Annotated in this window: 27 protein-coding genes; 21 read left to right on the top strand and 6 right to left on the bottom strand. The window is 71.3% G+C overall.

Annotated elements, in window-relative coordinates:
* Positions 1–3: 3 nt before the first annotated feature.
* Positions 4–1,122: a transaldolase gene (tal, locus tag AB0I16_RS00495; protein ID WP_062776852.1), complete on the bottom strand. Its 1,119-nt coding sequence runs from the start codon at positions 1,120–1,122 to the stop codon at positions 4–6.
* Between the two features lie 35 nt (positions 1,123–1,157).
* Entirely contained in the window at positions 1,158–3,245 is a 2,088-nt protein-coding gene (gene tkt / locus AB0I16_RS00490) for a transketolase (protein ID WP_363247063.1), read from the bottom strand.
* A 417-nt stretch (positions 3,246–3,662) separates the two neighbouring features.
* On the opposite strand from tkt, the gene AB0I16_RS00485 reads away from it, so the two are divergent.
* The 3 genes from AB0I16_RS00485 (at position 3,663) to AB0I16_RS00475 (ending at position 6,341) form a co-directional block, all read left to right on the top strand.
* On the top strand, positions 3,663–4,616 hold the full coding sequence (locus AB0I16_RS00485; protein ID WP_363247299.1) for a heme o synthase: 954 nt from the start codon (positions 3,663–3,665) through the stop codon (positions 4,614–4,616).
* 106 nt (positions 4,617–4,722) lie between these two features.
* Entirely contained in the window at positions 4,723–5,070 is a 348-nt protein-coding gene (locus AB0I16_RS00480) for a hypothetical protein (RefSeq protein ID WP_363247062.1), read from the top strand.
* A 155-nt stretch (positions 5,071–5,225) separates the two neighbouring features.
* Complete coding sequence (locus AB0I16_RS00475; protein ID WP_363247061.1) at positions 5,226–6,341, top strand: amidohydrolase family protein; 1,116 nt, start codon at positions 5,226–5,228, stop codon at positions 6,339–6,341.
* Here the strand turns inward: AB0I16_RS00475 and AB0I16_RS00470 are convergent.
* From AB0I16_RS00470 to AB0I16_RS00460, 3 genes are all read right to left on the bottom strand, one after another.
* Complete coding sequence (locus AB0I16_RS00470; RefSeq protein WP_363247060.1) at positions 6,321–7,343, bottom strand: COX15/CtaA family protein; 1,023 nt, start codon at positions 7,341–7,343, stop codon at positions 6,321–6,323. The two genes, AB0I16_RS00475 and AB0I16_RS00470, sit on opposite strands and share 21 nt — an antisense overlap.
* Before the next feature lie 87 nt (positions 7,344–7,430).
* On the bottom strand, positions 7,431–8,201 hold the full coding sequence (locus tag AB0I16_RS00465; protein ID WP_363247059.1) for an ABC transporter permease: 771 nt from the start codon (positions 8,199–8,201) through the stop codon (positions 7,431–7,433).
* Complete coding sequence (locus tag AB0I16_RS00460; protein ID WP_363247058.1) at positions 8,198–9,121, bottom strand: ABC transporter ATP-binding protein; 924 nt, start codon at positions 9,119–9,121, stop codon at positions 8,198–8,200. Before AB0I16_RS00460 ends, AB0I16_RS00465 begins: the two co-directional genes overlap by 4 nt.
* A gap of 239 nt (positions 9,122–9,360) precedes the next feature.
* On the opposite strand from AB0I16_RS00460, the gene AB0I16_RS00455 reads away from it, so the two are divergent.
* The 13 genes from AB0I16_RS00455 (at position 9,361) to AB0I16_RS00395 (ending at position 20,406) form a co-directional block, all read left to right on the top strand.
* Entirely contained in the window at positions 9,361–10,110 is a 750-nt protein-coding gene (locus AB0I16_RS00455; RefSeq protein ID WP_363247057.1) for a metalloregulator ArsR/SmtB family transcription factor, read from the top strand.
* Positions 10,107–11,528, top strand: a complete 1,422-nt coding sequence (gene sufB / locus AB0I16_RS00450; protein WP_363247056.1) for a Fe-S cluster assembly protein SufB — start codon at positions 10,107–10,109, stop codon at positions 11,526–11,528. Before AB0I16_RS00455 ends, sufB begins: the two co-directional genes overlap by 4 nt.
* Positions 11,529–11,589: 61 nt before the next feature.
* A complete protein-coding gene (sufD, locus tag AB0I16_RS00445; RefSeq protein ID WP_363247055.1) occupies positions 11,590–12,810 on the top strand; it encodes a Fe-S cluster assembly protein SufD in 1,221 nt (406 codons plus the stop codon).
* Positions 12,807–13,124, top strand: coding sequence for a bifunctional 3-phenylpropionate/cinnamic acid dioxygenase ferredoxin subunit (locus tag AB0I16_RS00440; RefSeq protein WP_363247054.1), 318 nt, complete (start codon positions 12,807–12,809; stop codon positions 13,122–13,124). Before sufD ends, AB0I16_RS00440 begins: the two co-directional genes overlap by 4 nt.
* Positions 13,125–13,131: 7 nt before the next feature.
* Positions 13,132–13,896, top strand: coding sequence for a Fe-S cluster assembly ATPase SufC (gene sufC, locus AB0I16_RS00435; protein WP_055566802.1), 765 nt, complete (start codon positions 13,132–13,134; stop codon positions 13,894–13,896).
* On the top strand, positions 13,893–15,161 hold the full coding sequence (locus AB0I16_RS00430; protein ID WP_363247053.1) for a cysteine desulfurase: 1,269 nt from the start codon (positions 13,893–13,895) through the stop codon (positions 15,159–15,161). The genes sufC and AB0I16_RS00430 overlap by 4 nt, the downstream gene beginning before the upstream one ends.
* 15 nt (positions 15,162–15,176) lie before the next feature.
* The gene (sufU, locus tag AB0I16_RS00425) at positions 15,177–15,650 is read left to right on the top strand and encodes a Fe-S cluster assembly sulfur transfer protein SufU (RefSeq protein ID WP_363247052.1); all 474 of its coding nucleotides are present in this window, start codon (positions 15,177–15,179) and stop codon (positions 15,648–15,650) included.
* On the top strand, positions 15,647–15,994 hold the full coding sequence (locus AB0I16_RS00420) for a metal-sulfur cluster assembly factor (protein ID WP_363247051.1): 348 nt from the start codon (positions 15,647–15,649) through the stop codon (positions 15,992–15,994). The genes sufU and AB0I16_RS00420 overlap by 4 nt, the downstream gene beginning before the upstream one ends.
* A 114-nt stretch (positions 15,995–16,108) precedes the next feature.
* A complete protein-coding gene (locus tag AB0I16_RS00415) occupies positions 16,109–16,450 on the top strand; it encodes a multidrug efflux SMR transporter (protein ID WP_363247050.1) in 342 nt (113 codons plus the stop codon).
* A complete protein-coding gene (locus AB0I16_RS00410) occupies positions 16,450–16,995 on the top strand; it encodes a TetR family transcriptional regulator (RefSeq protein WP_363247049.1) in 546 nt (181 codons plus the stop codon). The genes AB0I16_RS00415 and AB0I16_RS00410 overlap by 1 nt, the downstream gene beginning before the upstream one ends.
* A 442-nt stretch (positions 16,996–17,437) precedes the next feature.
* Positions 17,438–18,427: a 2,3,4,5-tetrahydropyridine-2,6-dicarboxylate N-succinyltransferase gene (gene dapD, locus AB0I16_RS00405; protein WP_363247048.1), complete on the top strand. Its 990-nt coding sequence runs from the start codon at positions 17,438–17,440 to the stop codon at positions 18,425–18,427.
* Between the two features lie 192 nt (positions 18,428–18,619).
* On the top strand, positions 18,620–19,174 hold the full coding sequence (locus tag AB0I16_RS00400) for a SigE family RNA polymerase sigma factor (protein WP_363247047.1): 555 nt from the start codon (positions 18,620–18,622) through the stop codon (positions 19,172–19,174).
* Positions 19,175–19,176: 2 nt separating this feature from the next.
* Complete coding sequence (locus tag AB0I16_RS00395; protein ID WP_363247046.1) at positions 19,177–20,406, top strand: WD40 repeat domain-containing protein; 1,230 nt, start codon at positions 19,177–19,179, stop codon at positions 20,404–20,406.
* On the opposite strand, the gene dapA is transcribed toward AB0I16_RS00395, so the two are convergent.
* The gene (dapA, locus tag AB0I16_RS00390; RefSeq protein ID WP_363247045.1) at positions 20,346–21,287 is read right to left on the bottom strand and encodes a 4-hydroxy-tetrahydrodipicolinate synthase; all 942 of its coding nucleotides are present in this window, start codon (positions 21,285–21,287) and stop codon (positions 20,346–20,348) included. The genes AB0I16_RS00395 and dapA overlap by 61 nt on opposite strands.
* A 183-nt stretch (positions 21,288–21,470) precedes the next feature.
* On the opposite strand from dapA, the gene AB0I16_RS00385 reads away from it, so the two are divergent.
* Genes AB0I16_RS00385 through AB0I16_RS00365 form a run of 5 tightly spaced genes read left to right on the top strand, consistent with a single transcriptional unit; the run spans position 21,471 to position 23,683 of the window.
* Complete coding sequence (locus AB0I16_RS00385; protein ID WP_363247044.1) at positions 21,471–21,641, top strand: hypothetical protein; 171 nt, start codon at positions 21,471–21,473, stop codon at positions 21,639–21,641.
* Positions 21,638–22,321: a hypothetical protein gene (locus tag AB0I16_RS00380; protein ID WP_363247043.1), complete on the top strand. Its 684-nt coding sequence runs from the start codon at positions 21,638–21,640 to the stop codon at positions 22,319–22,321. The genes AB0I16_RS00385 and AB0I16_RS00380 overlap by 4 nt, the downstream gene beginning before the upstream one ends.
* A gap of 56 nt (positions 22,322–22,377) precedes the next feature.
* Positions 22,378–22,800: a phage holin family protein gene (locus AB0I16_RS00375; protein WP_363247042.1), complete on the top strand. Its 423-nt coding sequence runs from the start codon at positions 22,378–22,380 to the stop codon at positions 22,798–22,800.
* Positions 22,797–23,420 carry a DUF3618 domain-containing protein gene (locus AB0I16_RS00370; protein ID WP_363247041.1) on the top strand — a complete coding sequence of 208 codons (624 nt, stop codon included), beginning with the start codon at positions 22,797–22,799 and terminating at the stop codon, positions 23,418–23,420. Before AB0I16_RS00375 ends, AB0I16_RS00370 begins: the two co-directional genes overlap by 4 nt.
* Entirely contained in the window at positions 23,417–23,683 is a 267-nt protein-coding gene (locus AB0I16_RS00365; RefSeq protein ID WP_363247040.1) for a DUF4235 domain-containing protein, read from the top strand. The genes AB0I16_RS00370 and AB0I16_RS00365 overlap by 4 nt, the downstream gene beginning before the upstream one ends.
* Positions 23,684–23,716 lie beyond the last annotated feature (33 nt).

Below are 23,716 nucleotides of genomic sequence, written 5' to 3'. Positions count from 1 at the left end.
GGGTCAGCCCTTCGAAGGAGCGAGGCGCTTCAGCTCGGCCTCGGTCGACTTGAGCAGGTCGGTCCAGGAGGCCTCGAACTTCTCGACGCCCTCGTCTTCGAGCAACTGCACGACCTCGTCGTACGAGATGCCGAGCTTCTCCACCGCGGCGATCTCGGCGCGCGCCTGGTCGTAGGTGCCCGCGATGGTGTTGCCGGTGATGTTCCCGTGGTCGCCGGTGGCTTCCAGGGTCGCCTCCGGCATGGTGTTCACCGTGTTGGGCGCGACCAGCTCGTCGACGTACAGGGTGTCCTTGTACGCCGGGTCCTTCACGCCGGTCGAGGCCCACAGCGGACGCTGCTTGTTGGCCTGCGCCTTGTCGAGCGCGGCCCAGCGGTCGGAGGAGAAGACCTCCTCGTACGCCTCGTAGGCCAGACGGGCGTTGGCGAGCGCGGCCTTGCCCTTGAGGGCCTTGGCCTCGTCCGTGCCGATGCCGTCGAGGCGCTTGTCGATCTCGGTGTCCACGCGGGACACGAAGAAGGACGCCACCGAGTGGATCTTGGAGAGGTCCAGGCCGCGCTCCTTGGCCTTCTCCAGGCCCGCCAGGTACGCGTCCATGACCTTGCGGTAGCGCTCCAGCGAGAAGATCAGCGTGACGTTGACGCTGATGCCGAGGCCGATGACCTCGGTGATCGCCGGGATGCCCGCCTCGGTGGCCGGGATCTTGATGAGCGCGTTCGGCCGGTCCACCAGCCAGGCGAGCTGCTTGGCCTCGGCGGTCGTGGCCTTGGTGTTGTGCGCCAGGCGCGGGTCGACCTCGATCGACACGCGGCCGTCCTGGCCGCCCGTCGCGTCGAACACGGGGCGCAGGATGTCGGCGGCGTCACGGACGTCCGCCGTCGTGATCATCCGGATGGCCTCCTCGACGGTGACCTCACGGGCCGCGAGGTCGGAGAGCTGCTGGTCGTAACCGTCGCCCTGCGAGATGGCCTTCTGGAAGATCGAGGGGTTGGTGGTGACGCCCACGACGTGCTGCTGGTCGATCAGCTCGGCGAGGTTGCCGGACGTGATCCGCTTGCGCGACAGGTCGTCCAGCCAGATCGCGACGCCTTCTTCGGAGAGGCGCTTGAGTGCGTCTGTCATGGAAATTACATCTCCTACTTGGTCGTATATGGGCGTCAGCGCTGAGCGGCGGCGATCGATTCCCGGGCCGCCTCGGCCACCTTGTCGGCGGTGAAGCCGAACTCGCGGAACAGCACCTTCGCGTCCGCCGACGCACCGAAGTGCTCCAGGGAGACGATGCGGCCCGCGTCGCCGACGAAGCGGTGCCAGGTCAGGCCGATGCCGGCCTCGACCGCCACGCGCGCCTTCACCGAGGGCGGCAGCACGCTGTCGCGGTACTCCTGGTCCTGCTCGTCGAACCACTCGACCGACGGCATCGAGACGACCCGCGTCGGGACGCCCGCGGCCTGGAGCTGCTCACGCGCCTCGACGGCGAGCTGCACCTCGGAGCCGGTGCCGATGAGGATGACCTCCGGCGTGCCGCCCTCGGCCTCGAACAGGACGTAGCCGCCCTTGGCGGCGTCCTCGTTGCGCTCGTACGTCGGCACGCCCTGGCGGGTCAGCGCGAGGCCGTGCGGGGCGCCCACGCCGAACTCCTTGGTGTAGCGCCGCAGGATCTCGCGCCAGGCGATGACGGTCTCGTTGGCGTCGGCCGGACGGACCACGTTCAGGCCCGGGATGGCGCGCAGCGAGGCCAGGTGCTCGACCGGCTGGTGCGTCGGGCCGTCCTCGCCGAGACCGATGGAGTCGTGCGTCCACACGTACGTCACCGGCAGGTGCATCAGCGCGGACAGGCGGACGGCGTTGCGCATGTAGTCGGAGAACACCAGGAAGGTGCCGCCGTAGATGCGGGTGTTGCCGTGCAGCGCGATGCCGTTCATCTCCGCGGCCATCGAGTGCTCGCGGATGCCGAAGTGCACCGTACGGCCGTACGGGTCGGCGCCGGGCAGCGGGTTGCCGGACGGGAGGAACGACGACGTCTTGTCGATCGTCGTGTTGTTCGAGCCCGCGAGGTCGGCGGAGCCGCCCCACAGCTCGGGGATGACCCCGCCGAGCGCCTGGAGGATCTTGCCGGACGCGGCGCGGGTGGCGACCGCCTTGCCGGTCTCGAACTCCGGCAGCTTCTCCTGCCAGCCCTCGGGCAGCTCGCCCTTGGCGATGCGGTCGAACTCGGCGGCGCGCCCGGCGTTGGCGGAGCGCCAGTCGGCGAAGGACTTCTCCCACTCCTTCTTGGCCTCGGCGCCGCGGTCGAGGGCCTTGCGCGTGTGCGCGATGACCTCGTCGGAGACCTCGAAGGTCCGCTCCGGGTCGAAGCCCAGGACGCGCTTGGTGGCGGCCACCTCCTCGTCGCCGAGCGCCGAGCCGTGGGCGGCCTCGGTGTTCTGCGCGTTCGGGGCGGGCCAGGCGATGATCGAGCGCATCGCGATGAAGGAGGGCCGCTCGGTCTCGGCCTTGGCGGCCTGGATCGCGGCGTACAGGGCGGCCGGGTCGAGGTCGCCGTTCTCCTTGGGCTCCACGCGCTGGACGTGCCAGCCGTAGGCCTCGTAGCGCTTGACGGTGTCCTCGGAGACCGCGGTCTCCGTGTCGCCCTCGATCGAGATGTGGTTGTCGTCCCACAGCAGGATCAGGTTGCCGAGCTTCTGGTGCCCGGCCATCGAGGACGCCTCCGCGGAGATGCCCTCCTGGAGGCAGCCGTCGCCGGCGATGGCGTAGACGAAGTGGTCGAACGGGGAGGAGCCGGGGGCCGCCTCCGGGTCGAAGAGACCGCGCTCGTAGCGGGCGGCCATCGCCATGCCCACGGCGTTGGCGACGCCCTGGCCCAGCGGGCCCGTCGTCGTCTCCACACCCGTCGTGTGCCCGTACTCCGGGTGGCCCGGCGTCTTCGAGCCCCAGGTGCGGAACGCCTTGAGGTCGTCCAGCTCCAGGCCGAAGCCGGCCAGGTAGAGCTGGGTGTAGAGGGTCAGGGACGAGTGGCCCGCGGAGAGGACGAACCGGTCGCGGCCGGTCCAGTCGGCATCCGCCGGGTCGTGCCGCATCACCTTCTGGAAAAGGGTGTACGCGGCGGGCGCGAGGCTCATGGCCGTACCGGGATGGCCGTTGCCGACCTTCTGTACGGAATCCATGGCCAGGACGCGAGCGGTGTCAACGGCTCGCTGGTCCAGTTCGGTCCACTCGAGGTCTGTGGTGGTCGGCTTGGTGCTCACCCTGAGTCAGGGCTCCTCTCCACATGTCGAATGCCGGCGATGTCGATCTCACCGGCCGTAGTCGAGCCTACCGCTGCTAAGGCGTGCATTTTTTCGACTCATTCCAGACTGCCGGGACAACCGGGTATCCGCCTCCTGAAAGGAATAAGCGTCGATTCCCCATGTGAATACACAAGCGCTCATGTGACCGCTCAAAGGGCTCTCCGTATCGCTCATGTGTCCGCTCAAAGAACGGCCGATACCGCTCAGAGGGCGCCCCGGCGGACATCCCGTACCCACGGCCCGGCGGTCAACACGACCCCACCCCCGCGAAGAGCGAGGTATGGGCAACGTCTACAGTGGCGTGGTACGCGCGAGTCTTTACCGGATCTTCATGTCGGAAGTGCTGGTCGGCTCGCTGGGATGTCTCTGTCAGGGGTGTGCGTGACGGCCGTTGAATCCCGTCCAGCGGGGGTTTCCGGGACGGAACTTAGCCCGAGCCATCGGCCGTTCGGGGCCCGTGTCAAGGCGTTCGTGGCGCTGACCAAGCCGCGGATCATCGAACTGCTGCTCATCACCACCGTTCCGGTGATGTTCCTCGCCGAGCAGGGCGTGCCCGACCTGTGGCTGGTCCTCGTGACCTGCGTGGGCGGGTACCTCTCGGCGGGCGGCGCCAACGCGCTGAACATGTACATCGACCGCGACATCGACGCCCTGATGGACCGGACGTCGCAGCGGCCACTGGTCACCGGCATGGTGAGCCCGCGCGAGTGCCTCGTCTTCGGCATCACTCTCGCGGTCGTCTCCACGCTGCTCTTCGGCCTCGCCGTGAACTGGCTCTCCGCCTGGCTCTCGCTCGGCGCGCTGCTCTTCTACGTGGTCGTCTACACGATGATCCTCAAGCGGCGCACCTCGCAGAACATCGTCTGGGGCGGCATCGCCGGCTGTCTGCCGGTCCTCATCGGCTGGTCCTCGGTCACCAACTCCATGTCGTGGGCGCCGATCGTCCTCTTCATGGTCATGTTCTTCTGGACGCCGCCGCACTACTGGCCGCTGTCCATGAAGGTGAAGGACGACTACGCCCGCGTCGGCGTGCCGATGCTCCCGGTCATCGCCTCGAACAAGGTGGTCGCCCGGCAGATCGTCCTCTACAGCTGGGTCATGGTCGCCGTCTCCCTGCTGCTCCAGCCCCTCGGCTACACCGGCTGGTTCTACACCGCGGTGGCGCTGGTGACCGGCGGCTGGTGGCTGTGGGAGGCGCACGGCCTGCAGAACCGCGCCAAGGCGGAGGCCACGGGCGGCAAGCTCAAGGAGATGCGGCTCTTCCACTGGTCCATCACCTATGTGTCGCTGCTCTTCGTGGCGGTCGCCGTGGACCCCTTCCTGCGCTGAGCCCCCGGCTCCCTCCTCGCTCTTCCCGACGGGCGGGGCGCGTGGTGTCGTACACCACGCGCCCCGCCCGTCGCGCGTTGATCTACCCGTCGGTAGCATCCTGCTCATGGCAGAGACCGAGCAGGTTGAGGACAGCAAGAAGGCGGCGAGGGCCGAGCGCCGGGCGGCCAAGCTCGCCAAGGAGATCGGCGCCTTCGCACAGGCGCACGGCGGGGCCGAGGGGCAGCTCGCCTACATCGGGCACGAGGGCACCCGCATCGTCCTCGTCGGCGAGGACGGCGGCTGGGGCGACCTGGTGGCACCGACGTACGCCGTGGCGCAGAGCGCCGTGGAGAAGGCAGGGATCACCGTCCACGAGGACTTCGACGGGGAATTCGCCGCGAAGGTGGAGACCGGCCCCTACGAGTGGTCGCGCATGGCCGGCATCCAGGTGGGCGGCCCGAAGAACAAGTGAGGCCGTGCCCCGGACGGCCGAAGCGGCCCCCGGGAGAGTGTCTCGCTCCTCTGTTCGGCACGCCATGGCCGGATGCGGGCGGCACCAGACGCCGCGTCACCCGTTAGGACCGGTAGGAGCCAGGTCCGTCGAGCGGGAGTCCGCGGGGGTCCGCAATGATCGAAACGCCGTCCCTGGTGGACCAGTACTGCCATGGCGTCTTCCGTACGGAGCTGGGGCTCGGCACCTTCGAGACCCAGCTCGGCCGGGGCGGCGGACCGCCCGCGCCCGGCACCACGTTCTTCGACACCCAGACGGGCTTCGCGGTGCGCCGCCTGTGCCCGCCGCTGCTCGGCCTCGACCCGCACTGCCCGCCGGCCCGCTATCTCGCCAGGCGCCGCGACCTCGGCGTCATCGAGTCGGGGCGGCGCCTGCTGCGCGGCAGCGGCATCACCACGTACCTCGTGGACACCGGACTGCCCGGCGATCTGACGGGGCCCGGCGAGCTGGCCGCCGCCGGTGACGCGGAGGCCCGCGAGATCGTCCGCCTCGAACTCCTCGCCGAGCAGGTCGCGGACACCTCGGGCACCCCCGACGCCTTCCTCGCCAACCTCGCCGAGTCCGTGCACACGGCGGCCGCGGGCGCCGTCGCGTTCGCCTCGGTCGCGGGGGTGCGCCACCCGCTCGCCCTGGCGGCGCGTCCGCCGGGCCTCGGCGAGGTGCGGGGCGCGGCGCGGCGGTGGCTCGGGGACCGCCGGGTGGGCGGGCACCTCGCCGACCCCGTGCTGCTGCGGCATCTGCTCTGGGTCGCGGTGGCCTCGGGGCTGCCGCTCCAGCTGCACACGGGGGCGGGGGACCCGCAGGCGCACTTCGGGGACTTCGCGCGGGCCACCGAGGGGCTCGGCACCGACCTCGTCCTGCTGCACGGCTATCCGTACCACCGCAGCGCCGCGCACCTGGCCGCGGTCTTCCCGCACGTCCACGCGGACCTCGGCCCCGCGCTGGTCCGCACGGGGGCGCGGGCGGCGGCCGTACTGGCGGAGATCCTGGAGCTCGCGCCCTTCGGCAAGCTGCTGTTCTCCAGCGGCGCGCACGGCCTGCCCGAGCTGCACGTGGTGGGGGCGCACCTGTTCAGGGAGGCGCTGGAGCGGGTCCTCGGGGCCTGGGTCGAGGAGGGCGCCTGGTCGCTCGCCGACGCCCGGCGGGTGGCGGGACTGCTCGCGGCGGGCAACGCCCGCCGCGTCTACGGGCTGCCGGAGGCCCGGCAGCCGTCAGACCGCCGAGAGCTGTGAGTCGTCCGCCCGGACGGGGACGCCGGACGTGGCGGCCGGCCGCTCCCGCAGGGCGAGGAGCACGCGCATCACGGCGATCCACACCAGGCAGGAACCGAACATGTGCAGGCCGACCAGGACCTCGGGCAGGTCCGTGAAGTACTGGACGTAGCCGATGGCGCCCTGCGCGAGGAGGATCAGGAACAGGTCGCGGGTGCGGGCCAGCGGGCCGGGCGGCGCGTCGACCGCCTTGAGGACGAACCAGAGGGCGAACGCCAGCGTCACCACGATCCAGGCGAGGACCGCGTGCAGCTTGGTGACGCCCTCCCAGTCCAGGCCGATCGGCGCCAGGTTCATCCGGGGCACGTCGCTGGAGTCACCGGCGTGCGGTCCCGCGCCGGTCACGACCGTGCCCACCGCGATCAGCAGCACCGAGGCCGCGACGAGGAACCAGACGAGCTGTGCCACGGCCTTGCCGACCAGCGGGCGCGGCTCGCCGTCGCCCTCGCGGCTGCGCTGCCACATCGTGACGGCGACCGCGATCAGGGCGGTGGAGAGCAGGAAGTGCGCGGCGACGGTGTAGGGGTTCAGGCCGACGAGGACGACGATGCCGCCGAGCACCGCGTTGCCCATCACGAGCCAGAACTGGATCCAGCCGAGCCGGGTGAGGCTGCGCCGCATCGGCTTCTGGGAGCGGGCCGCGATGATCGCCCAGCCGACGGCCGCGCACAGCACGTACGTCAGCAGGCGGTTGCCGAACTCGATGACCCCGTGGAAACCCATCTCGTGGGTGGCCGTCAGGGAGTCCTCCGTGCACTTGGGCCAGGTCGGGCAGCCGAGCCCCGACCCGGTCAGGCGGACGGCGCCGCCCGTCACCACGATCACGACCGTCATGGCGAGCGAGATGAGGGCCGCCCGCTGGACGGTCCGCTGGGTGGGCGTCCAGCGCTCGGCGATGTAGGCGAGCGGGTTCCGCACGGCTTGAGCGACGTCGGCTCGGGTCACGTTGGGCACGCGTCCCATCGTAGGGGCCCGCTTGTGCACGGCTTCACGAGGGTGGCGCGAGCGGCGCATCTGTGACGCGGCTTACGCCGTACCGGCGAAGGGCGCCTACTCCCAGCGGAAGTACTTCGCCGCGGCGCCGAGCCCGAGCACCGCCCACGCCGCGAGGATGCCGAGGTCGGCCCAGGGCAGGCCCGCGCCGTGCCGCAGGACGTCACGCAGCCCGTCCGAGAGCGCCGCGATGGGCAGCAGCCCGAGCAGCGTCTGCGCCGCGTCGGGGAACTTGTCCAGCGGCACGATGACGCCGCCGCCGACCAGCAGCAGCAGGAACACGAGGTTCGCCGCGGCCAGCGTCGCCTCGGCCTTGAGGGTGCCCGCCATCAGCAGGCCGAGCCCGGAGAAGGCCGCGGTGCCGAGCACCAGGAGCAGGAGCACGGAGACGGGGTTGCCGTGCGGCGACCAGCCGAGGGCGAGCGCGATGACCGTGAGCAGCACGATCTGCAGGACCTCGGTGACCAGGACCGACAGGGTCTTCGCCGCCATCAGGCCCCAGCGGGGCAGCGGCGAGGCGCCGAGCCGCTTGAGGACGCCGTAGCGGCGCTCGAACCCCGTCGCGATGGCCTGCCCCGTGAACGCGGTGGACATCACGGCGAGCGCGAGGACGCCGGGCGCGAGGAAGTCCACGGCCTCGCCCTCGCCCGTGTCGACGATGTCGACCGCGCTGAAGAGCACGAGCAGGAGCGTGGGGATGACGACCGTGAGGAGCAGCTGCTCGCCGTTGCGGAGCAGCATCCTCGTCTCCAGCGCGGCCTGGGCGGCGATCATGCGGGGGAGCGGGGCGGCGCCCGGCTTCGGTGTGTACATACCGGCGGCGCTCATCCGCGCAGCTCCTTGCCCGTGAGTTCCAAGAAGACGTCTTCCAGGGTGTGGCGCTCGACCGAGATGCGGTCCGGCATGACCCCGTGCTGGGCGCACCACGACGTGACGGTGGCCAGGAGCTGCGGGTCGACCGTGCCGCTGACGCGGTAGGCGCCGGGGGTCGGCTCCGCCGCCGCCGAGTCCGGTGGCAGCGCCTTGAGCAGCGAGGCGACGTCGAGTCCTGGGCGGCCGGTGAAGCGCAGGGTGTTCTCGGCGCCGCCGCGGCACAGCTCGTCGGGGCTGCCCTGGGCGATGACCTTGCCCGCGTCGATGATCGCGACGTCGTCGGCCAGTTCCTCGGCCTCGTCCATGTGGTGCGTGGTGAGGATGACGCCCACGCCGTCGCGGCGCAGATCGCGTACGAGGTCCCAGGTGGCGCGGCGGGCCTGCGGGTCGAGGCCCGCGGTCGGCTCGTCGAGGAAGACCAGGTCGGGCCTGCCGACCACGGCCATGGCGAGCGCGAGGCGCTGCTGCTGGCCGCCGGAGAGCCGCCGGTAGGCGGTGCGCCCGCAGCTCCCGAGGCCGAGGCGCTCGATGAGGTCGGTGACGTCGAGCGGATCGGCATGGAGTCTGGCGACGTGGCGCAGCATCTCGTCGGCGCGGGCGCCGGAGTAGACGCCGCCGGACTGGAGCATCACGCCGATGCGGGGCCGCAGCGCGCCCGCCTCGCGGACCGGGTCGAGGCCCAGGACGCGGACGGTGCCGGCGTCCGGCCTCCGGTAGCCCTCGCAGGTCTCGATGGTGGTGGTCTTGCCGGCGCCGTTGGGGCCGAGGACGGCGGTGATGCCCGCCCCGGCCGTCAGGTCGAGACCGTCGACCGCGGTCTTCGTTCCGTACCGCTTGACCAGACCCTGGATCTGGACGACGGGCTCGTTTCGCATGGTGGTCCAGTCTAGGGACGCGGCGGCGCCGGTGGGCGGGCGGGGCGACGAAGGGCCGGTCGGAGGGGGTGCCACGGGGGTGCGGGGGGCTGTCGGGGGCGCTTCGCGCGCCCCGCACGCTTGATCGATCAGTGATCGTTTCCGCAGGTCAGCTTAGGTGAACCTAAGTGACGCAGCGCACCGGTCGGTGATCGCGGCGCGGGTTGTCAGGCTCTGAGGAATTACGCAACAATGGCGTTGTGAAAAACGTTGGCGAGGCTCCGCAGGAGGAACTCGCGACCGGGGAGCGCTCCACGCGCAACCGCGTCGCGCGGTCCATCCTGGACCACGGCCCCTCCACCGTCGCCGACCTCGCCAAGCGCCTCGGCCTCACCCAGGCGGCCGTCCGCAGGCACCTCGACGCCCTCGTCCACGAGAACGTCGTGGAACCCCGCGAGCAGCGTGTCTACGGCGCGCGGACCCGCGGCAGGCCCGCCAAGGTCTTCGCCCTGACCGACTGCGGCCGCGACGCCTTCGACCAGTCGTACGACAAACTGGCCGCGGACGCGCTGCGGTGGATCACCGAGCACCACGGCGAGGAAGCGGTCGTCGCGTTCGCCAAGGCGCGCATCGCAGCCCAGGCCGAGACGTACAGGAAGACCGTCGAGGCCGCCCCCGCCGAGCGGCGCACCGAGGCTCTGGCGAAGGCATTGACCGCCGACGGGTACGCTGCTACGGCGCGTAGCGCGCCGGTCGGCGAGCAGCTCTGCCAGCACCACTGCCCGGTCGCCCATGTCGCCGAGCAGTTCCCGCAGCTGTGCGAGGCGGAGACGGAGATGTTCTCCGAACTCCTCGGCACGCACGTGCAGCGCCTCGCCACCATCGCCCACGGCGACGGTGTCTGCACGACGTTCGTCCCGCGCGGCGGCGGCAGCGACCCTCAGGCAGCGCAGACAGCACAGATCACCCATTCAGCATCAGCACGCACGGCCGGGAGGAACCCCGCATGACGCTCCCCACGGAGACTGCCCACCCCGAACTCGAGGGCCTGGGCAACTACGAATACGGCTGGGCCGACTCCGACGTCGCCGGTGCCTCTGCCAAGCGCGGCATCAACGAGGACGTCGTCCGCGACATCTCCGCGAAGAAGAACGAGCCGGAGTGGATGACCAAGCTCCGCCTCAAGGGCCTGCGCCTCTTCGACAAGAAGCCCATGCCGAACTGGGGCTCGGACCTCTCCGGCATCGACTTCGACAACATCAAGTACTTCGTGCGCTCCACGGAGCGCCAGGCGGAGTCCTGGGAGGACCTGCCCGAGGACATCAAGAACACGTACGACAAGCTCGGCATCCCCGAGGCGGAGAAGCAGCGCCTCGTCGCCGGTGTCGCCGCGCAGTACGAGTCGGAGGTCGTCTACCACCAGATCCGCGAGGACCTGGAGGAGCAGGGCGTCATCTTCCTGGACACCGACACCGCGCTCAAGGAGCACCCGGAGCTGTTCAAGGAGTACTTCGGCACGGTCATCCCGGTCGGTGACAACAAGTTCGCGTCGCTGAACTCCGCCGTGTGGTCCGGCGGCTCGTTCATCTACGTCCCCAAGGGCGTGCACGTCGAGATCCCGCTCCAGGCCTACTTCCGCATCAACACGGAGAACATGGGCCAGTTCGAGCGGACGCTGATCATCGTGGACGAGGACGCCTACGTCCACTACGTCGAGGGCTGCACCGCGCCGATCTACAAGTCGGACTCGCTGCACTCCGCCGTCGTCGAGATCATCGTCAAGAAGGGCGGCCGCTGCCGCTACACGACGATCCAGAACTGGTCGAACAACGTCTACAACCTGGTCACCAAGCGCGCCGTGGCGTACGAGGGCGCGACCATGGAGTGGATCGACGGCAACATCGGCTCCAAGGTGACGATGAAGTACCCCGCCGTCTACCTCATGGGTGAGCACGCCAAGGGCGAGACCCTGTCCATCGCCTTCGCGGGCGAGGGCCAGCACCAGGACGCCGGCTCCAAGATGGTCCACATGGCGCCGAACACGTCCTCGAACATCGTCTCGAAGTCCGTGGCGCGCGGTGGCGGCCGCACGTCCTACCGCGGTCTCGTCGAGATCGGCGAGGGCGCCGCCGGATCGAAGTCGAACGTGCTCTGCGACGCGCTGCTCGTCGACACGGTCTCCCGCTCGGACACCTACCCCTACGTCGACGTCCGTGAGGACGACGTCTCCATGGGACACGAGGCCACCGTCTCCAAGGTCTCCGACGACCAGCTCTTCTACCTGATGAGCCGCGGCATGACGGAGTTCGAGGCCATGGCGATGATCGTGCGCGGCTTCGTCGAGCCGATCGCCAAGGAGCTCCCCATGGAGTACGCCCTGGAGCTGAACCGGCTGATCGAGCTGCAGATGGAGGGTTCGGTCGGTTAAGACCGGACACCGTCCCCGCAGCGACTGACTTCTTACGCAGAGAGAGAGCACGACGACAGCCATGGCTGAGGCTCAGAACTCCCCCAAGTCCTCGACTTCGCTCGGGCAGGGGGGACCCCCACCGTTGGGGTCGACGACCGCCGGGTCCATCGCGGTGGCCGCCGAGTCCACCGTCGCCACCCGCATGAGCGCGCCCCCGTCCTACGACGTGGCGGACTTCCCGGTCCCCCACGGCCGCGAGGAGGAGTGGCGGTTCACGCCGCTGGAGCGGCTGCGCGGTCTGCACGACGGCACCGCGGCGGCGAGCGGCGGCATCCGCGTCGAGGTGAGCGCCCCCGAGGGCGTCACCCAGGAGACCGTCGGCCGCGACGACGCGCGCGTCGGCAAGGCGGGCAAGCCCGTCGACCGCGTCGCCGCCCAGGCCTACTCGTCCTTCGAGAAGGCCTCGGTCGTGACCGTCCCCAAGGAGACGGTGCTCACCGAGCCCATCCGCATCACCGTGCACGGCGAGGGCGGCACCGCCTTCGCGCACCAGGTGATCGAGCTGGGAGCCTTCGCCGAGGCCCTGGTCGTCATCGACCACACCGGTGACGCCGTGCTCGCCGCCAACGTCGACTTCGTCGTCGGCGACGGCGCCAAGCTCACCGTCGTCTCCGTCCAGGACTGGGACGACACGGCGGTGCACGTCGCCCAGCACAACGCGCTGGTCGGCCGCGACGCCTCCTTCAAGTCCGTGGTCGTCACCTTCGGCGGCGACCTGGTCCGCCTCCACCCGCGCGTGAACTACGCGGGCACCGGCGGCGAGGCCGAGCTGTTCGGCCTGTACGTCACCGACGCGGGCCAGCACCAGGAGCACCGCCTCCTGGTCGACCACAACACCCCGCACTGCAAGTCCAACGTCGTCTACAAGGGCGCGCTCCAGGGCGACGAGGCGCACGCCGTGTGGATCGGCGACGTCCTCATCGAGGCCGCCGCCGAGGGCACGGACACGTACGAGATGAACCGCAACCTGGTGCTGACCGACGGCGCCCGGGTCGACTCGGTGCCGAACCTGGAGATCGAGACCGGCGAGATCGTCGGCGCCGGCCACGCCTCGGCGACCGGCCGCTTCGACGACGAGCAGCTCTTCTACCTGCAGTCGCGCGGCATCCCGGAGGACGAGGCCCGCCGCCTGGTCGTCCGCGGCTTCTTCGCCGAGCTGGTCCAGCAGATCGGCCTGCCGGACGTCGAGGAGCGCCTCATCGCGAAGATCGAAGAGGAGCTGGAGGCGACGGTCGCATGACCTTCGTACGCGCCTGCGGCCTGAGCGAGCTGACCGAGGACACCCCCAAGCGGGTGGAACTCGACGGCACGCCGGTCTCGGTCGTCCACACCGAGGGCGAGGTGTTCGCGATCCACGACATCTGCTCGCACGCGAACGTCTCCCTCTCCGAGGGCGAGGTGGAGGACTGCCAGATCGAGTGCTGGCTGCACGGCTCCGCGTTCGACCTCCGCACCGGCAAGCCGTCCGGCCTTCCCGCGACGCGCCCTGTCCCCGTATACCCCGTAAAGATCGAAGGGGACGACGTGCTCGTCTCCCTCTCCCAGGAGTCCTGAGGCACCCATGGCAACGCTTGAAATCAAGGACCTGCACGTCACCGTCGAGGCCGACAACGCCACGAAGGAGATCCTCAAGGGCGTCGACCTGACCGTGAAGCAGGGCGAGACCCACGCCATCATGGGCCCGAACGGCTCCGGCAAGTCGACTCTCGCCTACTCCGTCGCGGGTCACCCCAAGTACACGATCACCCAGGGCAGCGTGACCCTCGACGGCGAGGACGTCCTGGAGATGTCCGTCGACGAGCGCGCCCGCGCCGGCATGTTCCTCGCCATGCAGTACCCGGTCGAGGTCCCCGGCGTCTCGGTCTCCAACTTCCTGCGTACGTCGGCGACGGCGATCCGCGGCGAGGCCCCGAAGCTGCGCACCTGGGTGAAGGAGGTCAAGTCCGCGATGGAGCAGCTCCAGATGGACCCGGCCTTCGCCGAGCGCAACGTGAACGAGGGCTTCTCCGGCGGTGAGAAGAAGCGCCACGAGATCCTCCAGATGGAGCTCCTCAAGCCGAAGATCGCGATCCTCGACGAGACGGACTCCGGCCTGGACGTCGACGCCCTGCGCCAGGTCTCGGACGGCGTCAACCGCGTTCGCGAGACCGGCGAGGTCGGCACCCTGCTGATCACGCACTACACGCGCATCCTGCGCTACATCAAGCCCGACTTCGTGCACGTCTTCGCGAACGGCCGCATCGCCGAGTCCGGCGGCGCCGAGCTCGCCGACAAGCTGGAGGCCGAGGGCTACGAGGCCTACACGAAGGGTGGCGCATCCGCGTGACAGTGGCCCACCAGGGGCTTTCCGGCCTCCTCGACACCGAGGCGATCCGCAAGGACTTCCCGATCCTGGATCGCACGATCCACGACGGCAAGAAGCTCGTGTACCTGGACAACGCGGCGACCTCGCAGACGCCGCGCCAGGTGCTCGACGTGCTCAACGAGTACTACGAGCAGCACAACGCCAACGTCCACCGCGGCGTGCACGTCCTCGCCGAGGAGGCCACGGCGCTGTACGAGGGCGCCCGCGACAAGGTCGCGGCGTTCATCAACGCGCCGAGCCGCGACGAGGTGATCTTCACCAAGAACGCCTCGGAGTCGCTCAACCTCGTGGCGAACATGCTCGGCTGGGCCGACGAGCCCTACCGCGTGGACCACGAGACCGAGATCGTCATCACGGAGATGGAGCACCACTCCAACATCGTCCCGTGGCAGCTGCTCTCGCAGCGCACCGGCGCGAAGCTGAAGTGGTTCGGCCTCACCGACGACGGCCGCCTCGACCTCTCGAACATCGAGGAGGTCATCACGGAGAAGACGAAGATCGTCTCCTTCGTGCTCGTCTCCAACATCCTGGGCACCCAGAACCCGGTCGAGGCCATCGTGCGCCGCGCCCAGGAGGTCGGCGCGCTCGTCCTCATCGACGCCTCGCAGGCCGCCCCGCACATGCCGCTGGACGTGCAGGCGCTCCAGGCCGACTTCGTGGCCTTCACCGGCCACAAGATGTGCGGCCCGACGGGCATCGGCGTGCTGTGGGGCCGCCAGGAGCTCCTGGAGGACCTGCCCCCGTTCCTCGGCGGCGGCGAGATGATCGAGACCGTGTCGATGAACTCCTCGACGTACGCGCCCGCGCCGCACAAGTTCGAGGCCGGCACGCCGCCGGTCTCCCAGGCCGTGGGCCTGGGCGCGGCCGTGGACTACCTCTCGGCCATCGGCATGGACAAGATCGCCGCGCACGAGCACGCGATCACCGAGTACGCGGTCAAGCGCCTCCTGGAGGTCCCCGACCTCCGCATCATCGGCCCGACCACGGCCGAGGAGCGCGGCGCCGCGATCTCCTTCACGCTCGGCGACATCCACCCGCACGACGTGGGCCAGGTGCTCGACGAGGAAGGCATCGCGGTCCGCGTGGGACACCACTGCGCACGCCCCGTCTGCCTGCGGTACGGAATTCCTGCGACCACGCGAGCGTCGTTCTATCTGTACTCCACGCCCGGCGAGATCGACGCGCTCGTCGACGGCCTGGAGCACGTACGGAACTTCTTCGGCTGAGGGGCTGGCTGGGACGTGAAGCTTGATTCGATGTACCAGGAAGTCATCCTGGACCACTACAAGAACCCGCACGGGCGTGGTCTGCGCGATGGCGACGCCGAGGTGCACCATGTCAATCCGACCTGCGGTGACGAGATCACCCTGCGCGTGAAGTACGACGGATCGACGATCGCCGACGTGTCGTACGAAGGGCAGGGCTGCTCCATCAGCCAGGCCAGCGCGTCCGTCCTGAACGACCTCCTGGTCGGCAAGGAGCTCGGCGAGGCGCAGAAGATCCAGGGCGTGTTCCTGGAGCTGATGCAGTCCAAGGGCAAGCTGGAGCCGGACGACGCGATGGAGGAGGTCCTGGAGGACGCCGTCGCGTTCGCCGGGGTCTCGAAGTACCCGGCCCGGGTGAAGTGCGCCCTGCTGAGCTGGATGGCCTGGAAGGACGCGACCGCCCAGGCCCTTGGCGAGACCGACGGGGCCGCTGAAAGGAAGACGGCATGAGCGAGAACGGTACGCAGGAGACCCTGACGACGAAGCCCGCTTCGGAGGAAGAGGTCCGCGAGGCGCTGTACGACGTCGTCGACCCCGAGCTGGGCATCGACGTCGTGAACCTCGGCCTGATCTACGGCGTGCACATCGACGACGCGAACATCGCGACGATCGACATGACGCTGACGTCGGCGGCCTGTCCGCTGACGGACGTCATCGAGGACCAGGCGAAGTCCGCCACGGAAGGCATCGTCAACGAACTCAGGATCAACTGGGTCTGGATGCCGCCGTGGGGTCCGGACAAGATCACGGACGACGGCCGCGAGCAGCTTCGCGCGCTCGGGTTCAACGTCTGATCCCTCTGGCTTCGAAGCCCCCCGGACGGTGTCCGGGGGGCTTCGCTGTTCTCCGCGGCCGGGAGCCGTACCGGTAGTCCTGTCCTGTACCGCCATTGTGTACGCCCGTACGCAATGATATGTACACTCGTACGCATGGGATACGCACTGCTGGCCGCGGCGATCGCGGCGGAGGTGGCCGGCACCACGGCCATGAAGTACAGCGAGGGGTTCAGCAGACTGTGGCCGTCACTGTTCACGGTCGCGGGGTACCTGCTCGCGTTCACGCTGCTCGCGCAGACGCTGAAGACGGTGTCCGTGGGGACCGCGTACGCGATCTGGGCGGGCGTCGGGACGGCGGCGGTCGCCGCGATCGGCATGCTGTTCCTCGGGGAGTCGGCCGGCCCTCTCAAGATCGCGGGCATCGTGCTCGTGATCCTGGGTGTCGTCGTGCTGAACCTCGGCGGGGCCCACTGATGCCCCGCCGCTACGACCCCGAGCGACGGCAGCGGATCATCGACGCCGCGATCCGGGTGGTCGGCGAGAAGGGCATCGCCGGACTCAGCCACCGCTCGGCCGCCGCCGAGGCCGACGTGCCGCTGGGCTCGACGACGTACCACTTCAAGACGCTCGACGAACTCCTCGTCGCCGCGCTCCGGCAGGCGAACGAGGGCTTCGCGAAGGCGGTGGCCGCGAGCGGCGCGTTCGAGGACCCGCGGGCCGAGCTGGCGGGGGAGCTCGCCGCGATGCTCGGCGCATGGCTGGCGGGGGAGCGCACGGGGGTCGAGCTGGAGTACGAGCTCTACCTCGCCGCACTGCGCAGGCCCGCGCTGCGGCCGGTGGCGGCGGAGTGGTGCCAGGGCCTCACCGGCCTCCTGGCCGCACGCACCGACCCGGTCACGGCGAGGGCACTCGTCGCGCTGATGGACGGCATCTGCCTCCAGGTACTCCTGACGGACACGCCGTACGACGAGACCTTCACACGACAAATGCTGAACCGCCTGGCGGCGGGGGCCCCGTAAGGGGCGCGGGGAACGGCGCGAGCAACCACGAACGACCGGCGGCTTGGGTGTCGGCGGGTGGCCCCGTGAGGGGCGCGGGGAACGGCGCGAGCATCCACGGACGGCCTGCGGTTTGGGCGCTGACGGGTGGCCCCGTGGGGGGCGCGGGGAACGGCGCGAGCATCCACGAACGGCCCGCGGCTTGGGCGCCGGCGGGTGGCCCCGTGAGGGGCGCGGGGAACGGCGCGGGGAACCACGGACGGCCCGGATTGGGCACCGCTAGTTGGCCCCGCAGGGCGCACGGGGAACGGCGCGAGGACCCGCGACCGGCCCGCGGCCCACGCCCGGCGGCCCCGCCGGCGCGAGGGCAGCGGCACGGCAACCGTCAGGCCCAGGGGCCAGCCCCCGCTCGGCCCCTGAGACCGGTTAGCCCCCGCGCCCCCGCTCCGGTTAGGTTTCACCCATGACCGATACGACTGCTACTCGCACCACCGGCGCCGTCGCCGCAGGCCTTGCCACCGTCACCGCCGACGGCACCGTCCTCGACACCTGGTACCCCGCGCCCGAACTCGTCGCCGAGGCCGGCCCCGCGGGCAGCGAGCGGCTGACCGCCGAGCGCGCCGTCGAACTGCTCGGCGAGGGCGCCGCCAAGGCCATGGGCCCCGACGCCCGCCGCGGCGTGGAGGTCGTCGCCGTCCGTACGGTCATCGCGTCCCTGGACGACAAGCCGCTGGACGCCCACGACGTCTACCTGCGCCTGCACCTGCTCAGCCACCGCCTCGTCAAGCCGCACGGCGTGAACCTCGACGGGCAGTTCGGCTTCCTCGCCAACGTCGCCTGGACCTCGCTCGGCCCGGTCGCCGTGGACGACGTCGAGAAGGTGCGGCTCAACGCCCGCGCCGAGGGCCTGCACCTCGCCGTGACCTCGGTCGACAAGTTCCCCCGCATGACGGACTACGTCGCGCCGAAGGGCGTCCGCATCGCCGACGCCGACCGCGTCCGCCTCGGCGCGCACCTCGCCGAGGGCACCACGGTCATGCACGAGGGCTTCGTGAACTTCAACGCGGGCACCCTCGGCACCTCGATGGTCGAGGGCCGCATCTCCGCGGGCGTCGTCATCGGCGACGGCTCCGACATCGGCGGCGGCGCCTCCACCATGGGCACCCTCTCCGGCGGCGGCAACGTCCGCATCGTCATCGGCGAGCGCTGCCTGATCGGCGCGGAGGCGGGCGTCGGCATCGCGCTGGGCGACGAGTGCGTCGTCGAGGCCGGCCTGTACGTCACGGCGGGCACCCGCGTGACGATGCCCGACGGCCAGATCGTCAAGGCCCGCGAACTCTCCGGCGCCTCGAACATCCTCTTCCGCCGCAACTCGGTCACGGGCACGGTCGAGGCCCGCCCGAACAACGCGGTCTGGGGCGGCCTGAACGAGATTCTGCACAGCCACAACTGACGTACACGGCCCGCCCCGGGGATGCCCCGCGGCGCGCGCCGACCCGCCGGACCGGAGCGGCCGCCCCCAGGGGTGGCCGCTCCTTCGCTCGTCCGGCGGAGAATCTCGCCCGGGCAGGCATAGCGGGGAGCGTCCGGACCCGTCCTGCTCTGTGCGGGAGGGCAACAGGCCCACCAGGGAGCGAAGGTGACGATGGATGCCGAAGCGCAGGACAGCTTCCGGAAGTTCGTGGAGAGCAGATCGTCGGCTCTGCTGAAGACCGCCGTGCTGCTCAGCGGCGGCGACCGGCACGCGGCGGAGGACCTGCTGCAGGGAGCGCTCGTCAGGGCGGCGGGGCGGTGGCAGCGGATCGACGAGCCGGAGGCGTACGTACGGCGAATCCTGTACCGCCAGCAGGTGAGCCGGTGGCGGCTGAAGTGGCCCCGGCGCGAACTGGCCGTCGCCGAGCCGCCGGAGGGCGCGCGGGCCGATGACGCGGCGTCCGCCGCCGAGCTGCGGATCGTGCTGCGCGGGGCGCTCGCCAAGCTCACCGCGCGCCAGCGGACCGTGCTGGTCCTGCGCTACTTCGAGGACCTGCCGGAGGCGGAGGTCGCCCGGCTCCTCGGATGCACCGTCGGCACCGTGCGCAGCACCACGCATCGCTCCCTCGCCCGGCTCAGGAGCCTCGCCCCCGAACTGGCGCGGCTGGACGGCCCCGACACCGGCGCCCGTCCGCAGTCCACCGACCTCTCGCCCATGGAGGCATGACCATGAACGTGGAAGAGCTGGTGCGCGAGTCGCTGCGGGAGCAGGCCGAGCAGGGCGGGCCCGTGCCGGGGGACTTCGCCGACCGGGTGCTCGCCGCGCGGCGCCGCCGCAGGAACCGTACGATCGCGGGCGCCTCGCTCGCCGTCGCGGCGGCCACCGTCCTGGCGGTGGCGGTGCCCGGCCTCGACGGGGACTCCGGACGGCAGGAGACGCGCACCGCCAGTGAGCTGCGGGACGGCGACGTCGTCGCGCACCCCGGCCAGACGCCGCCGCGCGATCTGATCGCGGCGGGCGGGACGGCGCTCGCCGCCTACTACACGCAGGAACGCGTCCCGCGGGGCAAGGGCGTCGAGATCGGCACCCGTACCTACCGGCTGCTCGACCAGAGGACCGGCACCTACAAGAAGGACGCCCGGTGGTCCGTGCTGGCCGTCGCGCCGGGCATGCGCACCGCGGCCGTCCTCGAACGGAAGCTGCCCGCCCGGCGGATCGGGCTGCTCGACATGGTCACCGGCGAGGTCGAGCGGTGGATCGGGACGCCGCGCGGCGCCGGCGGCGTCGAGTTCTCGCCGGACGGCGGGAAGCTGGTCGTGACGACGTACGAGGAGAGCCCTGACCGGTTCGACATGGAGCATCCGATGTCCGACGGCAAGACCACGGAGCCCGGCCCCGCCGCCCCCAGCAGGACCGGCTTCTACGTGATCGACGTGGCGTCGGGCGACTCCGACTGGAACGCGGTGGAGACGGAGTCCGTCGAGATGGGCCTGCCGAGCATCAACACCCGGCAGGACTTCGGCTTCAGCGAGGACGGCTCGCTGGTCTACTCGGGCCTCACCTCGGGGAAGCACCCCATGCGGTACTACGACCTGACCGGGCGCAGGGCGAGCACTCCCGCGAAGGAGAAGCACCGGCACTGGATGAACGAGGCGGGGCTCTCGCCGAGCGGGAAGCTCCTCGACGGCGGCTTCGCCGGGGGGGCCAAGACCACGGCCACCGCGGTCCTCGACCCCGCCACCGGCAGGACCGTCCGGAAGGTGCCCGGCCAGATGCTCCTCGCCTGGGCCGACGACAGGCGGCTCATCGCCTGGGACATCGCGTCCGGCGGCAGCGAGTACCGGCAGCGCCTCGTCCTCGTCACCATCGGGAGCAAGAAGACCGTCCCGCTCAGCGGCTACCGCACGGACTCCCTGAAGTCGACGGGGCGCTGGCACCCGGTCTTCGCCGACCGGTAGGCGCCGAGCAGCCCCTCGGCCACCGCGCGGGACGCGGGCAGCAGCGGGGGCCGCACCGGGCCCGCCGGCAGGCCGAGTCCGGCGAGCAGGGCCTTCGCGGTGACCGTGCCGGGCAGGCCCGCGGCCATCATCAGCTCGATGAGCGGGGTGACCGCGAGCTGGCCTCGGCGCGCGGCGGCCGTGTCGCCCGCGTCGTACGCGTCGAGGACCGCACGGACCTGTGCGGGGACGGCGTTGGCCACCGTGCTGACGCACCCCGCCCCGCCCACCGCGTACAGCGCCAGGCTGTACTCGTCGCAGCCCGCGTAGTACGCCAGGCCCGTGCGGGCGATGACCTTCTGGCTGCCGAGGAGGTCGTACGCGCAGTCCTTCACGCCGACGATGCGGGGGTGGTCCGCGAGGGCGATGACCGTCTCGGGCTCGACGCGGGTGCCGGTGCGGCCGGGGATGTCGTAGAGCAGGACCGGCAGCCCGCAGGCGTCCGCGACCGTGCGGAAGTGCGCCGCCACGGCGTCCTGCGGGGGCTTGCTGTAGTACGGCGTGACCACCAGCAGGCCGTGCGCGCCCGCCTTCTCGGCCGCCTCGGCCTGCTCCACGGTCTGCCGTGTGTCGTTGCTGCCGACGCCCGCCACGATCCGGGCGCGGTCGCCGACCGCCTCGGCCACCGCGCGGATCAGGGCGGACTTCTCGGCGGGGGTCGTGGTCGGCGCCTCGCCGGTCGTGCCGGACAGGACGAGGCCCTCGCAGCCCTCGGCCACCAGGTGCGCTGCCAGCCGCCGGGCGCCGTCCAGGTCGAGGGCGCCGTCCTGGGTGAAGGGCGTGATCATCGCGCAGAGGACGCGGCCGAAGGGGGCGGGGGCACGGGCGGTCACCGGGTTCATGCGGTCAGTCTCGGGCCGTGCATGGTGAAGATCTACTTAATTCTTCTACGAGGTGACCGACAGCAGTGCTACACGGTGCGGCCCGGCGGAGGGGCTGGTTCGGGACTGGACACCGCGGGCACGGGTGCCAACTCGCCCCCGTGTGCGCCACCATGGCCGGACAGTCGGTCCCTAGGAGGCGTCATGAGGCTCGGCAAGGCACTGTCCACCGGAATCGCCGAAGAGCACCCCCGGCCGTCGGCCGAACACCTGCCCGAGGAGAGTGAGCCGGTACGGGAGGACGGGGCCGCGGCACCCGGGCCCGGCGCGGCGGCCCCGGAGCCCCGGCCCGCCGGGGTCGCGGCGGCACGATGAGGCTGCGGCTCCCCGAGGAACGCCCGAAGGAGCCGCCGACCGGATACAAGATCGCCCGCCCGGTGCTGTCCCACGACGGCACCCGGGCCGGGTTCACCGGTGTCTCCCTCGGCGCCGGCCTGCCGTACGGCGTGCTCGACGAGGCGCGCTGCGTCTACGGCAGACGCCACAGCGCCCCGCACCGCCGCTGCGACTGCGGCTTCCACTGCGTGCACGACCGCTCCACCGCGGAGGCGCTGCTGTGCACCGCGGAGCACCGCGGCGCCGTGGTGCTCGAAGTGAGCGTGCTCGGCGCCTACATCCGCTTCGAACAGGGCTTCCGGTACGCGAGGCAGCGGGTGCGCCGCGCCACGGTGCCGCCGTGCGGCTGCGGAGCCGCGGCCTCGCTGCTCGCCGACGCGGGCCGGGGCAGGCCCGGTTGGTGGGTGGCCGAGGCCGTCTGCGGGCGGTGCGGGGCCGGGCGGCGGGCGGTGTCCGCCGCGGAGTTCGAGCGTCTCGCGGGGGAGGGGCTGCGCATGGTCGCCGCGCCCGCCACCAGCGGCGCAGGCCCGCCGCCGGGGCTCGGGGCGGCGCAGGGCCTCGGGGTGCCCGAACTGGTGGCCGAGGCCGCACTGTTGCAGGCGCGCCTGGACTGGTTCCAGTCGGAGCTGGCCCGGTTCACCGGGGAGCAGCGCGGATAGCCCGGCGCGGCGCGGGTACCCGGGCCTCCCAGCCGGATCAGAAGGGAGGCGGCACCGTGACCGGGACCATGGACGAGCGGCCGGCGCACGAGCAGGCACAGCACTCGGTGGGCGAACTCATCGAGCGGGCCACCACACAGCTTTCGGACCTCGTGCGCCAGGAGATGCGGCTCGCCGGGCGGGAGATGGTGGAGAAGGGCAAGCGCGCGGGGCGCGGCGGCGGGCTCCTGGGGGCCGCGGGCGCGGTCTCGTACATCGGGCTCATGGCGCTCGCGGCCACGGGCATCGCGGCGCTCTCGCTCGCGCTGCCCGTCTGGGCCTCGGCCCTGATCGTCACCGGCGTCCTCTTCGCCGTGGCCGGGGTGCTCGCGGCGCTGGGGCGCGGCCAGTTGGCCCGCGCGGTCCCGCCCACGCCCCAGGAGGCGATGGACAGCGTCAAGGCGGACGTCGAGGAGATCAAGGAGAGGGCGCACCGATGACGAAGACGCCCGAGGACCCGGCAGAGACGGGTGCGAAGGGACCGGACGAGCTGCGCCGGCAGATAGAGGAGACCCGCGGACAGCTCGGCGAGACCGTCGAGGAACTGGTCGCGAAGACGGATGTGAAGGCCCGCGCCCGGCACCGGGCGGAAGTGGTCAAGGGACAAGTACGAGGAACGGCGGCACAGGTGCGGGAGAAGGTCACTGAGCAGGCGGCGCGCGTGAAGGACAAGGCGTCGGACGAGACGGGTCAGGCCGCCGAGGGCGCCGCCCTGGCGAAGGGCAAGGCCGCGGAGAGCGCCGCCCTGGCCAAGGAGAAGGCCGTCGAGAGCGCCGCTCTGGCCAAGGAGAAGGCCGCCGAGGGCGCCGCGCGGGCGAAGGAGGCCGTGCTCGGGGTCAAGGCGCGGGCCGAGGAGATCCCCGCCGTGGCGCAGGCCGAGCAGAAGGTCGCCGAGACCGCGCGCCGGGTCCAGGAGAAGGCACCCGAGCCGGTCAGGAACGCCGCGGACACCGTCGCCCGTACCGGAAGCCGCCACCCCGGGAAGTTCGCCGCGGCGGGCGCGGGGGTGCTGATCCTCTGGCTGGCGCTGCGCCGCCGCGGGAAGGCGGGCCGCCGATGAGCAGGACCAGCATTCTCTACAAGCCGCTCGGCATGGGCTTCGGCATGCTCGGCGGCCTGCTCGCGAGCGCCCTGTTCAACCGCACCTGGAAGGCGGTGGCCGGCCAGGACGACGCCCCCGACGCCCACGACGAGGACCGTGCCTGGGGCGAGATCCTGGCCGCGGCGGCCCTCCAGGGCGCGATCTTCGCCGTGGTCAAGGCGGCGGTGGACCGCGGCGGCGCGATCGGCGTGCGGCGCGTCACGGGCCGCTGGCCCGGCTGAGCGCGAGCGGCCGGGGCCGGGAGCCCCGCCGAA

The sequence above is a fragment of the Streptomyces sp. NPDC050703 genome (genome assembly GCF_040654435.1).
GTDB lineage: Bacteria > Actinomycetota > Actinomycetes > Streptomycetales > Streptomycetaceae > Streptomyces.
The sequence above is the reverse complement of the archived record's forward strand: the minus strand, read 5'-3'. Positions and strand labels throughout refer to the sequence as shown.